Consider the following 12146-nt stretch of genomic DNA (forward strand, 5'->3'; position numbering starts at 1 on the left):
CGCGCGGTCAGTCCTCCCGCGTGGCCGCCGCTCCCAGCCCCGAGAGCAGCAGCAGGGTGAAGCGCTGGGCCCAGTCGGTGTCGACGGGCTCGGCGCTCACCAGTGCGCGGTGCACCACGGCGCCGGCGATCACGTCGAAGATCAGGTCGGCGGTGCGGGCCGCCACCACCGCGTCCGGCTCGACGGGCAGTTCGCCGCGCCGCTGCGCACGCTCCCGGCCCTGGAGGACGAGGTGCTTCTGCCGGGTCACGATCGAATCGCGTATACGGTCCCGCAGCGCCTCGTCCCGCGTCGACTCGGCGACCACCGCCATCAGCGCCGTCTTGGTCTCCGGCCGTTCCAGCAGTGCCGCGAACTGGAGGACCACGGCCTCCACGTCGGCCGCGAGGCTGCCGAGGTCGGGCAGCTCCAGTTCGTCGAAGAGGACGGCGACCGCGTCGACCACCAGCTCGTTCTTGCCTGCCCAGCGGCGGTAGAGAGTCGTCTTGGCGACCCCTGCCCGCGTCGCCACATCGCCCATCGTCAGCTTCGACCAGCCGAGGTCGACCAGCGACGCACGGGTCGCCTCGAGGATCGCGGCATCGGCTTCGGGGCTGCGGGGTCGTCCGGAACGCGCGGGTCCGGTTGGGCTGCGGCTCAGCATGCGGCGACCATACCGGCCAGTAAGTAGTACTGACCGGCCCGGGAGCCCGTGAGACAGATCACCGGGCGCTCTTGCCTCGGAGGGGGTCCTGCCAGTTACGCTACGACCCGTAGCGTAAAAAGCGACGGTCCGTCCGTCGTGGCGCCACGACCGATCGACAACCACAGGCACCGGGTGGGGACCCGGCGCCGAACACGGGGTTTTTCAGGGCCCCGGGACCGTTTCCGTCCGCCCGTCGCGCACACCGGCGCGGCTGTGGACGGAACCGGTTCGCGGATCGCTTTCCGGATCAGCGCGCGCAGGGGGGAGGATGTACGTATGCAGCCTAGGAACATGTCCATGAGCGGCGTCGTCGACCTCGCCGCTGTGAAGGCGGCCGGCGACGCCAAGGCGAAGGCGGAGCAGGCCCGCGCGGAGTCCGCCCGGCAGGGGGGCGGCGGTGCCGTGACCCCCGCCTCGCTGGTGATCGACGTCGACGAGGCGGGTTTCGAGACCGACGTCCTCCAGCGCTCCACCGAAGTCCCTGTCGTGATCGACTTCTGGGCCGAGTGGTGCGAGCCGTGCAAGCAGCTCGGCCCGCTCCTGGAGCGCCTCGCCGTCGAGTACAACGGCCGCTTCGTGCTGGCCAAGGTGGATGTCGACGCCAACCAGATGCTGATGCAGCAGTTCGGGATCCAGGGCATCCCGGCGGTCTTCGCCGTGGTGGCCGGACAGGCCCTCCCGCTCTTCCAGGGCGCGGCCCCCGAGAGCCAGATCCGCCAGACGCTGGACCAGCTGATCCAGGTCGGCGAGGAGCGGTTCGGTCTGACCGGGATCGCCGTCGACCCGGACGCCGGAGCGGGTGGCGAGGAGAGCGCGCCCGCAGAGGTGCCCGCCGGGCCGTACGACGCGCAGCTGGAAGCCGCCGCGCAGGCGCTGGACGCCAACGACTTCGACGGCTCGGTCCAGGCGTACAGGAGCGTCCTGGCCGACGACCCGGTCAACACCGAGGCGAAGCTGGGTCTCGCCCAGGCCGAACTGCTGGGCCGCGTCGCGGGCATGGATCCGCAGCAGGTCCGCAAGGAGGCCGCGGAGAACCCGGACCGGCCGGCGGCGCAGATGGCCGCCGCGGACCTGGACCTCGTGGGCGGGCACGTGGAGGACGCCTTCGGCCGGCTCGTCGAGACGGTCCGCCGTAATTTCGGCGACGACCGCGACGCCGTACGGGTGCGGCTCCTGGAGCTCTTCGAGGTCATCGGCCCCGACGATCCCCGGGTCAACGCCGCGCGGACAGCGCTGGCGCGCGTCTTGTTCTGATGTGACAACACGGCCGTGGAGCCCTTCGGGCACCACGGCCGTTTTCGCGGGTGAACGACAACGGACACACCCGCTTTACCAAAACTTGATAAAAGTACGCACTGTTACTCGCAGTAAACCGCCTCCAGCGGTCTGTCCGGTTTCGGGATGTAATCCCGCTGTTCGCCCGTCACCCTGGTGCCACCCTGTGTGGCCGGGTGGTATCGCCCTGTCGTGTACTGGTTATCGGGTCGTTACTAGTCAGTAACGACCCCCCTTGTGTCCGGGCCGCGAATGCACCACGATCGGCCACGCTCGGTCCAATACCCCCCAGCCCGACGGCCAGTCGGCGCAGGAGGGTCTTTTGGGTCCCCACCGGGTGGTCGGCGGCAGTGGCGCCGATCGCGGACAGGGGGGTTCCTGCCCCTGGGCAGGGCCTGTCCGAACCGGTTGCGCAGACGCGCGGCCAGTGGTTGTCGCTCGGGGGTGATCGCCGGTGATTCGGATGCGGTACGCGCCTCCGGTCCGGGCGCTCTCCTTCCCGAGGACGTAGCACTTCTCCCATCCCAGGGCGGGCACCATGCCCGTACCGGAGATGTACGTCCGAGAAGGAGGAAATTTATGAGTTCGCAGGTTCGCGGTGGTACCAGATGGAAGCGTTTCGCTCTGGTCATGGTGCCGAGCGTCGTCGCGACCGCAGCGGTCGGCGTCGGCCTGGCGCAGGGTGCGCTTGCCGCGTCGTTCAGCGTCTCCGGCCAGAGCTTCAAGGTCAGCACCGACAAGCTCGTCGGTGAGAACTTCGTCCAGTACGGCAGCGTCGCTGTCGGCAAGGACATGAAGGGCAACGACGCGGCGCACCCGGTGGCCGTGTCGGGCTTCAGCAAGGCCACGATCACCAACATGTGCCAGTCGGTGGTCACGCCTGATCTTCCGTTCGGTCTCGGCAGCGTCAGCCTGCAGCTGAACGCGGGTACCGACCCGAAGAACCCCGTCGAGGCGACCAACCTGTACCTCGACGTCGCACAGCTCGACGCGGACGCGTACTTCGAGAACATCGACATCGGCGTCGCCGCCGGTTCGGTGGGCAAGCCGGGTATCCAGTCCGGCACAGAGAAGGCTGTCAACCCGAACGGCTTCTCGCAGCGAGCCGAGAAGGCCACGCTGTCCAACGTGGAGCAGACGGCGTGGGCAACCACCGCCGGCACCTTCAAGCTCAGCAACCTGAGCCTGAAGCTGCACAAGGGCGTCAAGGAGTGCTTCTAGCACTCGCCCGGGGCGGCCGGAGTGTTCCGTGAGGACCTCCGGCTGCCCACCCCTTCTCTTCTCACAGCAGTACCGGTTCCAGGGAGCTGTTTTCCATGAGCCCCGAGTCCACAGGGCAGAACGAGCACTACCTCACCGTCTACCGGCGGGGATTCCGCACCTGGCGGGGTAACCGGCCGTTCTGGGCGGGTCTGTTCACCATCCTGGGTGGTCTACCCATCGCGTACTTCCCGTACGCCAACATGCACCTCGGCAACATGACGATCGCGATGTCCACCACTGCGGGTGCGGGGTCGCTGATCATCGGAATCCTGCTGATCACGCTGGGTTTCACGATGTGGTTCCACCACATCGTGCGGGTGTTCGCAGGCGTCGCCGCGATCCTGCTCGCGCTGATCTCCATACCGGTCGCCAACATAGGCGGCTTCATCATCGGCTTCCTGTTCTCCCTTCTTGGCGGAGCGCTCTCGATCGCCTGGGCGCCGGCCGAGGCGAAGGGTGTCCCGGCCTCCGAGGGCTCGGAGGCGCAGATGTCCAGGGGCGACGCCCCCGAGGCGCCTGAGTACCGCCAGGAGCCGCACGGCACGGCTGAGGCTCCGCGGAGGCCGATGCTGTTCAAGGCGGCGGCGGAGGCCGACGGTGGGAGGCATCGTGCGGGGTGACGACAGGCAGATGAACGACTTCGGTCCGGAGGACCTTCCGGAGCGGAGCGGGCCCCGCCACGCGGCGCCCAGGAAGTCACTCCTGACGAAGCTGCACATGCCCGCAGGCAAGAAGGCGTTCGCGCTCGCCGCGATGCCGACGGCCGTCTTCGTGGGCATGGGGCTCACCCCCAAGCTGGCCATGGCCGACGACAGCTCGGACATACCCTTCGCACCCGGACCCTGCGTCACCCGCTCCGACGAGCCGTCCGAGTCGGAGAAACCGGAGACGGAGCCGACCCCGAGCGCCTCGCCGTCCGACGACGCCGGGAAGGACGACGCGGGCAAGGACGACGCGGGCAAGGATGACGCGGGCAAGGACGACGCCGGCAAGGACGACGCGACCGCGACGCCGACCCCCTCCGCGAGTGCGGGTGCGTCCGAGGACGAGAAGTCCACGGAGGCCTCCGCGGACAAGGCCGCCACCTCGGCCACCCCCACGCCCACGCAGTCGAAGAACCCCCTCGACCCGCTGGGTGTCGGCGACGCGCTCAAGGACCTCTTCGACGGACCGGACAAGGAGACGGCCGAGCCGTCCCCCAGCGCCACCACAGAGGCCCCGAAGCCGACGGAGAGCGCCACCACGAAGCCCGTCGAGAAGGCCACGGACGCGGTGAAGGGCACGGTCGACAAGACCACCGACGCCATCCGTGACGCGGCGGAGAAGGCGGGCGAGGACGTCGAGGAGCTCGACGACGACGTCAAGGGCCTCGATCCGGTGAAGGACGAGGACATCCCGGACGGCGCCAAGGAGCGCTTCCCCTGCCCGACCGCCGATCCCGAGGCGCTCGCCGCGGCCGACCTGGAGCAGGGCCTCCCGCTGCTCCCGGACGACCCGTGGACGCTGGAGACCTCGAAGCTCACGCTCACCGGGCTCGACTACGCGGGCATCGTCGAGGTGAAGACGTACAACGGCAGCGTCAAGAAGGTCCTGAAGTTCACCGCCGACACCATCGACATCAAGGACCTGCACCAGCTGACGAAGGGTCCGGGCGGCACCACCGGCCACGTCAAGGCGGAGGAGGGGTCCACCTCCACCATCCGCAACGGCCAGGTGACGATGTACACCGAGAGCCTGAAGGGCAACCTCTTCGGCCTCATCCCCGTCACCTTCAGCCCGGAGACCCCGCCGCCGCTGAACGTGCCCTTCGCCTTCTTCACCAACGCCACGGTGACCCAGGCCGGCCAGTTCGGCGGCTCGCTCAAGGTCCCCGGACTGCAGAACTACTTCACCGGCGGCAACAGCTAGTCAGGGACCCTTCCGGGAGCCGCACAACGACCGTGGCCCACACCCCCGTTCTCACGGGGGTGCGGGCCACGGTCGTCGGTGGCGTACGGCGCGTCAGGCGTGCTCGCCGCTCAGGTGGTGGACCCGGACCATGTTGGTGGTGCCGGGGACGCCGGGAGGCGAGCCGGCCGTGATGACCATCGTGTCGCCGTCGCTGTAGCGGTTCAGCTTCAGCAGCTCCGCGTCCACCAGGTCGACCATGGCGTCCGTGTTGTCCACGTGCGGGACTACGTAGGACTCGACACCCCAGCTCAGCGCGAGCTGGTTGCGGGTCGACTCCTCCGTGGTGAAGGCGAGGATCGGCTGCGCCGTGCGGTAGCGGGAGAGACGGCGGGCGGTGTCACCGGACTTGGTGAAGGCCACCAGCGCCTTGCCGTCCAGGAAGTCCGCGATCTCGCAGGCCGCGCGCGCCACGGAACCGCCCTGGGTACGGGGCTTCTTGCCCGGCACCAGCGGCTGGAGGCCCTTGGACAGGAGCTCCTCCTCGGCGGCGACGACGATCTTCGACATCGTCTTGACCGTCTCGATCGGGTACGCCCCGACCGAGGACTCCGCCGACAGCATGACCGCGTCCGCGCCGTCCAGGATCGCGTTGGCGACGTCGGACGCCTCGGCGCGGGTCGGCCGCGAGTTGGTGATCATCGACTCCATCATCTGGGTCGCCACGATCACCGGCTTGGCGTTGCGGCGGCACAGCTCGATGAGGCGCTTCTGCACCATCGGGACCTTCTCGAGCGGGTACTCGACGGCGAGGTCGCCGCGGGCGACCATCACGGCGTCGAAGGCGGCGACGACGCCCTCCATGTGCTCGACGGCCTGCGGCTTCTCGACCTTGGCGATGACGGGGACCCGACGGCCCTCCTCGTCCATCACCTTGTGCACGTCCTTGACGTCCTCGGCGTCCCGGACGAAGGACAGCGCGACCATGTCGCAGCCCATCCGCAGGGCGAACCGCAGGTCCTCGACGTCCTTCTCGGACAGCGCGGGGACGTTGACCGCCGCACCGGGGAGGTTGATCCCCTTGTGGTCCGAGATGACACCGCCCTCGATGACGATGGTGGTGACCCGGGGGCCGTCGACCGAGACCACCTTCAGCTCGACGTTGCCGTCGTTGATCAGGATCGGGTCACCCTTGGTGACGTCGCCGGGCAGCCCCTTGTAGGTGGTGCCGCAGATGGACTTGTCGCCGGCGACGTCCTCCGAGGTGATGACGAACTCGTCCCCGCGGACCAGCTCGACAGGACCCTCGGCGAACTTCCCGAGGCGGATCTTGGGGCCCTGGAGGTCGGCGAGCACGCCGACCGCACGGCCGGACTCGGCGGCGGCCTTGCGGACGCGGTCGTAACGGCCTTGGTGCTCCTCGTGGGATCCGTGACTGAAGTTGAAACGGGCCACGCTCATGCCGGCCTCGATCAGAGCGACGAGCTGCTCATGGGAGTCGACGGCGGGACCGAGGGTGCAGACGATTTTGGAACGGCGCATGAGGCGGATCCTATCGGTTTGTTTCACTGCGGAATATTCCGTCTGGTGGAAGATACAAAGGGGCGCGGCCCCGCTCAGTTGTGGACCAGATCGAAGGTCTGGCCGGCGATCTCCAGCTCCTCGTCCGTAGGCACGACGGCGACCGCCACCCGGGCGCCGTCGGGCGAGACCAGCCGCGGTTCGCCGGACCGTACGGCGTTGCGGCCGGCGTCCACGGCCAGGCCGAAACCCTCGAGTCCCGCGAGCGCAGCCTCCCGCACCGGGGCCGAGTTCTCCCCGACCCCCGCCGTGAACACCACGGCGTCCACCCGGCCGAGGACCGCCGAATAGGCGCCGATGTACTTCTTCAGCCGGTGGATGTAGATGTCGAACGCGAGCGCGGCACGCTCGTCGCCCTCGTCCACCCGGCGCCGGATCTCCCGCATGTCGTTGTCGCCGCAGAGGCCGACCAGGCCGCTCTTCTTGTTCAGCAGGACGTCGATCTCGTCCGCCGACATCCCCGCCACCCGCTTCAGGTGGAAGGTGACGGCCGGATCGATGTCCCCGGAACGCGTACCCATGACCAGCCCCTCCAAGGGGGTCAGTCCCATCGAGGTCTCCACACACCGGCCGCCCGCCACCGCTGAGGCCGAGGCGCCGTTCCCCAGGTGGAGCACGATCATGTTCACGTCGGCCACAGGGCGGCCCAGCAGCTCGGCCGTCCTGCGTGAGACGTACGCGTGCGAGGTGCCGTGGAAGCCGTAGCGGCGGATCCGGTGCGCGTCGGCGGTCTCGACGTCGATCGCGTACCGCGCCGCGTACTCCGGGATCGTCGTGTGGAACGCCGTGTCGAAGACCGCGACCTGCGGCAGGTCCGGGCGCAGCGCCTGCGCCGTACGGATCCCGGTGATGTTCGCCGGGTTGTGCAGCGGGGCGACGGGGACGAGCCGCTCGATCTCCTTCAGCACCTCGTCGGTGATCACGGTGGGCTCGCTGAACTTCAGCCCGCCGTGCACCACCCGGTGGCCGATCGCCGCCAGTTCGGGGGAGTCCAGCCCGAGCCCGTCGGCCGCCAGCTCGTCGGCCGCGGCCTTCAGGGCCTCGGAGTGGTCGGCGATCCTGCCGGTGCGCTCGCGGGGCTCCCCGCCCTTCAGCGGTGTGTGCACCAGCCGGGAGGAGGACTCACCGATCCGCTCGACGAGGCCGGTGGCCAGCCTTGAGCGGTCGCGCATGTCCAGCAGCTGGTACTTCACCGACGAGGAGCCGGAATTCAGTACGAGTACGCGGTGCGCGTCATTCATGGAGCGGAAACCTTCGCTGGTCGGGTCGGTGGTCATCGCGTCATTCCTCGCCCTGGGCCTGGATCGCGGTGATGGCCACCGTGTTGACGATGTCCTGGACCAGCGCGCCGCGGGAGAGGTCGTTGACCGGCTTGCGCAGCCCCTGGAGGACCGGGCCGACCGCGACCGCGCCCGCCGAACGCTGGACCGCCTTGTAGGTGTTGTTGCCGGTGTTGAGGTCCGGGAAGATCAGCACGGTCGCGCGGCCCGCCACCTCCGACGCCGGCAGCTTGGTCGCGGCGACGGTCGGCTCGACGGCCGCGTCGTACTGGATCGGGCCCTCGATCCTCAGGTCCGGCCGTGAGGCGCGTACCCGCTCCGTGGCCTCCCGCACCTTGTCGACGTCAGCACCCGAACCCGAGGTGCCCGTCGAGTACGAGAGCATCGCGATCCTGGGGTCCACACCGAAGCGGGCGGCGGTGACCGCCGACTGCACCGCGATGTCCGCGAGCTGTTCCGCGTCCGGGTCCGGGTTGACCGCGCAGTCGCCGTAGACCAGGACCTTGTCCGCGAGGCACATGAAGAAGACCGAGGAGACGATCGAGGCGTCCGGCTTGGTCTTGATGATCTCGAAGGCCGGCCGGATGGTCGCCGCAGTGGAGTGCACCGAGCCGGAGACCATGCCGTCGGCCAGGCCCTCCTGGACCATCAGCGTGCCGAAGTAGTTGACGTCCGAGACGACGTCGTACGCCAGCTCCACCGTCACCCCGCGGTGCGCCCGCAGCACGGCGTACCGCTCGGCGAAGCTCTGGCGCAGTTCGGAGGTCTGCGGATCGACGAGCTGCGTCTCCGCGAGGTCGATACCCAGGTCGGCGGCCTTCTTGCGGATGACGTCGGTGTCCCCGAGGAGGGTCAGGTCGCAGACGTCGCGGCGCAGCAGCACGTCCGCGGCGCGCAGGACGCGCTCCTCGGTGCCCTCGGGCAGGACGACCCGGCGCCGGGCCGAGCGTGCCTGCTCCAGCAGCTCGTGCTCGAACATCATCGGGGTGACCCGGCCGCTGCGGGCCACCGAGATCCGCTCCAGCAGCGCGCCGGTGTCCACGTGGCGCTCGAAGAGGCCGAGGGCGGTCTCTGCCTTGCGGGGCGTCGCCGCGTTCAACTTTCCTTCCAGGGCGAAGAGTTCACCCGCGGTGGGGAAGGACCCGCCGGCCACCGCGATGACCGGGGTGCCCGGTGCGAGGCGGGCCGCCAGCCGGAGGATCTCCTCGCCGGGGCGCTCGTTCAGGGTCAGCAGCAGGCCCGCGATGGGCGGCGTGCCGGCGCTGTGCGCGGCGAGCGAGCCGATGACCAGGTCCGCGCGGTCGCCGGGGGTCACGACCATGCAGCCGGGGGTCAGGGCCTTGAGGAGGTTCGGCAGCATGGCGCCGCCGAACACGAAGTCCAGCGCGTCCCGGGCCAGGCCCGAGTCGTCGCCGAGCAGAACCGTTCCGTCGAGGGCGGTGGTGATCTGGGCGACGGTGGGCGCGGAGAGCGCCGGATCGTCGGGCAGCACGGAACAGGGGACCGGGAGCTGCGCCTTCAGCCGCTCGGCGATGTCCGTACGGTCCCCGGACGCCACCCTGTTCACGATCATCGCCAGGACGTCGCAGCCGAGGCCGGCGTACGCCCGGTAGGCGTTGCGCGTCTCGGCCCGTACGGACTCGGCGTCCTGGTCCTTGCCGCCGACCACCGCGATCACCGAGGCGCCGAACTCGTTGGCGAGCCTCGCGTTCAGGGCCAGCTCGTCGGGGAGCTGGGTGGCGGCGAAGTCGCTGCCGAGGACCAGCACCACCTCGTAGTCTCGGGCCACCCGGTGGAAACGCTCGACGAGCAGGGAGACCAGTTCGTCCGTCCCCTTCTCGGCCTGGACGGCGGCGGCCTCCTGGTAGTCCAGCCCGAAGACCGTCTCCGCGCTCTGCGAGAGCCGGTAGCGGGCCCGCAGCAGCTCGAACAGCCGGTCGGGTCCGTCATGGACGAGCGGCCGGAAGACACCGACCCGGTCGACCTGACGCGTCAGTAGCTCCATGACTCCCAGATCGACGACCTGGCGGCCGTCTCCCCGGTCGATCCCGGTCACGTACACACTGCGCGCCACGCGTGGTCTCCCGTCCTGTTTGGCTGGCATTGTCCCTTTGACGATACCTACCGGGGCAGGTGAGCCGCCCGCCGGGCAGGGTGCCCGGGGCGGGCCGCCACCGGGCCCGTACCGTCCTTGCGACGCGGTCGGAAGCGCGGGGGCCCGGCTCGGCGTGGGACAATCGTCGTGGCTCACGGTACGGGGGTTTCACGACGGTCCCCGGAATGCATGGCACTAGCGAGCAGGAGACAGAGCAGGATGCGCATCGGAATTCTCACCGCAGGCGGCGACTGCCCAGGCCTGAACGCTGTGATCCGGTCGGTCGTGCACCGCGCCGTGGTGGGCCACGGCGACGAGGTCATCGGCTTCGAGGACGGCTTCAAGGGGCTGCTCGACGGCCACTTCCGGCCCCTCGACCTCAACGCGGTCAGCGGCATCCTGGCCCGCGGCGGCACGATCCTCGGCTCGGCGCGGCTGGAGCGCGACCGGCTGCGCGAGGCCGCCGAGAACTGCGCGGAACTCTCCCTCCGTTACGGCATCGACGCGCTCATCCCGATCGGCGGCGAGGGCACGCTCACCGCGGCCCGCATGCTGTCCGACGCCGGGATGCCCGTCGTCGGCGTCCCGAAGACCATCGACAACGACATCTCCGCCACCGACCGGACCTTCGGCTTCGACACCGCCGTCGGCGTCGCCACCGAGGCCATAGACCGGCTCAAGACCACCGCCGAATCGCACCAGCGGGTCATGGTCGTCGAGGTCATGGGCCGCCACGCGGGCTGGATCGCGCTGGAGTCCGGCATGGCCGGCGGTGCCCACGGCATCTGCCTGCCGGAGCGGCCCTTCCAGGTCGACGACCTGGTCAAGATGGTCGAGGAACGCTTCGCACGCGGCAAGAAGTTCGCCGTCATCTGCGTCGCGGAGGGAGCCCACCCGGCCGAGGGCTCCATGTCGTACGCCAAGGGTGAGATCGACCAGTTCGGCCACGAGCGCTTCAAGGGCATCGGCAACCGCCTCGCCGCCGAGCTGGAGCTGCGCCTCGGCAAGGAGGCCAGGCCGGTCATTCTCGGCCATGTGCAGCGCGGCGGCACGCCGACCGCGTACGACCGGGTGCTCGCGACCCGCTTCGGGTGGAACGCCGTGGAGGCCGTGCACCGCGGCGACTTCGGCCGGATGACGGCGCTGCGCGGGACCGAGATCGTGATGGCCCCGCTCGCGGACGCCGTGACCCGGCTGAAGACCGTCCCCAGCGACCGGATGTACGAGGCCGAGTCGGTCTTCTGACGCTCCGCGCGCCCCGGCCGGACCGCTCCGGACGGCCGGGGTCGTTCCCGCGTACGCCGGCTCAGATGCCCGCCGTCCGCCAGAACTCCTCGACCACCCGGTCCAGGAACTCCCGCCCCTCCTCGCCCGCCGTCCCGGCCCGGTCCCGGCCCGTGGTGTTCCAGCTCAGCGTCGACACCATCAGCGACTGGTAGTCGGCGTGCAACTGCTCCAGCACGTTCTGGACCAGGATCCGGTCCAGCGGTACGAGCTTGTCCACCGGTCGTACGTACGCCTGCCAGCGTGTCGTGACCGCCCTGGTCAGCAGGTCCGCCAGCTCCTCGTTCCGGCCGGTCGCCGTCAGGAACTGCGCCGCCGACATGTCCAGCGCGTCGCAGAGCGCCATGGCCTGGCGCTCGTTGCCGCGCCAGCGGCCCGTCTCCTCGATCCGCTGATACGTGGCGGCCGTCATCCCGAGCGCCCGGGCCAGGTCGTCCACCGCGACGTCCCGGGCCAGCCGGTGCTCGCGCAAGGTGCTCGCGGCGGCCAGCAGTTCGCCCGGCGCGCACCACAGCACACCGGCCAGTGCCATCAGTTCGCGTTCGCCCGGCAGCGCCGTACCGCGTTCCCAGGCCATCACGGTCTCGGCGGTGATCCGAAGTCCGTACTGGGCGCCGAGCCCGTACGCAACATGTCCGGGAGCCATTCCCAGCGCCTCGCGCAGGCGGCGCGCGGCGGGGGCGTTGAAGGGCGGGGTGGGGTGCACCGCCCCACCGTAGAAGGCCGGGAACAGCCTGGCTACAGGCTGTTCCTATCAGTTCACCCTTCGTATGATCCTCCTAGGGTGCCCCCGGGG

Annotated in this window: 10 protein-coding genes; 5 read left to right on the forward strand and 5 right to left on the reverse strand. The window is 69.8% G+C overall.

The genetic code is table 11. The features are described 5' to 3' along the window. Positions 1 to 7: 7 nt before the first annotated feature. Positions 8 to 643 (reverse strand): TetR/AcrR family transcriptional regulator, encoded by a 636-nt coding sequence (locus ACIQM3_RS05635; RefSeq protein WP_401619139.1) that lies wholly within the window; start codon positions 641 to 643, stop codon positions 8 to 10. A gap of 318 nt (positions 644 to 961) precedes the next feature. Here ACIQM3_RS05635 and ACIQM3_RS05640 point away from each other — a divergent pair, with 318 nt between their 5' ends. The 4 genes from ACIQM3_RS05640 (at position 962) to ACIQM3_RS05655 (ending at position 5131) form a co-directional block, all read left to right on the forward strand. Beyond that, positions 962 to 1939 carry a tetratricopeptide repeat protein gene (locus tag ACIQM3_RS05640; protein WP_401619142.1) on the forward strand — a complete coding sequence of 326 codons (978 nt, stop codon included), beginning with the start codon at positions 962 to 964 and terminating at the stop codon, positions 1937 to 1939. A gap of 600 nt (positions 1940 to 2539) precedes the next feature. After that, positions 2540 to 3181 carry a DUF6230 family protein gene (locus ACIQM3_RS05645; protein WP_401619145.1) on the forward strand — a complete coding sequence of 214 codons (642 nt, stop codon included), beginning with the start codon at positions 2540 to 2542 and terminating at the stop codon, positions 3179 to 3181. A 95-nt stretch (positions 3182 to 3276) separates the two neighbouring features. Then, positions 3277 to 3843, forward strand: coding sequence for a DUF6114 domain-containing protein (locus ACIQM3_RS05650; RefSeq protein WP_401619148.1), 567 nt, complete (start codon positions 3277 to 3279; stop codon positions 3841 to 3843). After that, the gene (locus ACIQM3_RS05655) at positions 3833 to 5131 is read left to right on the forward strand and encodes a hypothetical protein (protein WP_401620013.1); all 1299 of its coding nucleotides are present in this window, start codon (positions 3833 to 3835) and stop codon (positions 5129 to 5131) included. The genes ACIQM3_RS05650 and ACIQM3_RS05655 overlap by 11 nt, the downstream gene beginning before the upstream one ends. Before the next feature lie 93 nt (positions 5132 to 5224). Here the strand turns inward: ACIQM3_RS05655 and pyk are convergent, their stop codons facing one another. The 3 genes from pyk to pta form a co-directional block, all read right to left on the reverse strand. Beyond that, complete coding sequence (pyk, locus tag ACIQM3_RS05660; protein ID WP_401619151.1) at positions 5225 to 6652, reverse strand: pyruvate kinase; 1428 nt, start codon at positions 6650 to 6652, stop codon at positions 5225 to 5227. 74 nt (positions 6653 to 6726) lie between these two features. Next, on the reverse strand, positions 6727 to 7968 hold the full coding sequence (locus ACIQM3_RS05665) for an acetate kinase (protein WP_401619154.1): 1242 nt from the start codon (positions 7966 to 7968) through the stop codon (positions 6727 to 6729). Between the two features lie 4 nt (positions 7969 to 7972). Then, complete coding sequence (pta, locus tag ACIQM3_RS05670) at positions 7973 to 10045, reverse strand: phosphate acetyltransferase (RefSeq protein ID WP_401619157.1); 2073 nt, start codon at positions 10043 to 10045, stop codon at positions 7973 to 7975. A gap of 240 nt (positions 10046 to 10285) precedes the next feature. Between pta and ACIQM3_RS05675 the strand changes: the two genes are divergently transcribed. Beyond that, positions 10286 to 11311: an ATP-dependent 6-phosphofructokinase gene (locus tag ACIQM3_RS05675; RefSeq protein WP_401619160.1), complete on the forward strand. Its 1026-nt coding sequence runs from the start codon at positions 10286 to 10288 to the stop codon at positions 11309 to 11311. A gap of 61 nt (positions 11312 to 11372) precedes the next feature. Here ACIQM3_RS05675 and ACIQM3_RS05680 read toward each other — a convergent pair whose 3' ends face one another. After that, positions 11373 to 11996, reverse strand: coding sequence for a helix-turn-helix domain-containing protein (locus ACIQM3_RS05680; protein WP_401620015.1), 624 nt, complete (start codon positions 11994 to 11996; stop codon positions 11373 to 11375). Positions 11997 to 12146: the final 150 nt, after the last annotated feature.

Origin of the sequence: Streptomyces sp. NPDC091271 (assembly GCF_044757505.1) — a bacterium.
Classification (GTDB): Bacteria; Actinomycetota; Actinomycetes; order Streptomycetales; family Streptomycetaceae; genus Streptomyces.

What these genes read in the sequence shown, in the direction of transcription:
- ACIQM3_RS05635 (WP_401619139.1), bottom strand. Translation starts at nt 643, where the DNA reads ATGCTGAGCCGCAGCCCAACCGGACCCGCGCGTTCCGGACGACCCCGC.
- ACIQM3_RS05640 (WP_401619142.1), top strand. Translation starts at nt 962, where the DNA reads ATGCAGCCTAGGAACATGTCCATGAGCGGCGTCGTCGACCTCGCCGCT.
- ACIQM3_RS05645 (WP_401619145.1), top strand. Translation starts at nt 2,540, where the DNA reads ATGAGTTCGCAGGTTCGCGGTGGTACCAGATGGAAGCGTTTCGCTCTG.
- ACIQM3_RS05650 (WP_401619148.1), top strand. Translation starts at nt 3,277, where the DNA reads ATGAGCCCCGAGTCCACAGGGCAGAACGAGCACTACCTCACCGTCTAC.
- pyk (WP_401619151.1), bottom strand. Translation starts at nt 6,652, where the DNA reads ATGCGCCGTTCCAAAATCGTCTGCACCCTCGGTCCCGCCGTCGACTCC.
- ACIQM3_RS05665 (WP_401619154.1), bottom strand. Translation starts at nt 7,968, where the DNA reads ATGACCACCGACCCGACCAGCGAAGGTTTCCGCTCCATGAATGACGCG.
- ACIQM3_RS05675 (WP_401619160.1), top strand. Translation starts at nt 10,286, where the DNA reads ATGCGCATCGGAATTCTCACCGCAGGCGGCGACTGCCCAGGCCTGAAC.
- ACIQM3_RS05680 (WP_401620015.1), bottom strand. Translation starts at nt 11,996, where the DNA reads ATGGCTCCCGGACATGTTGCGTACGGGCTCGGCGCCCAGTACGGACTT.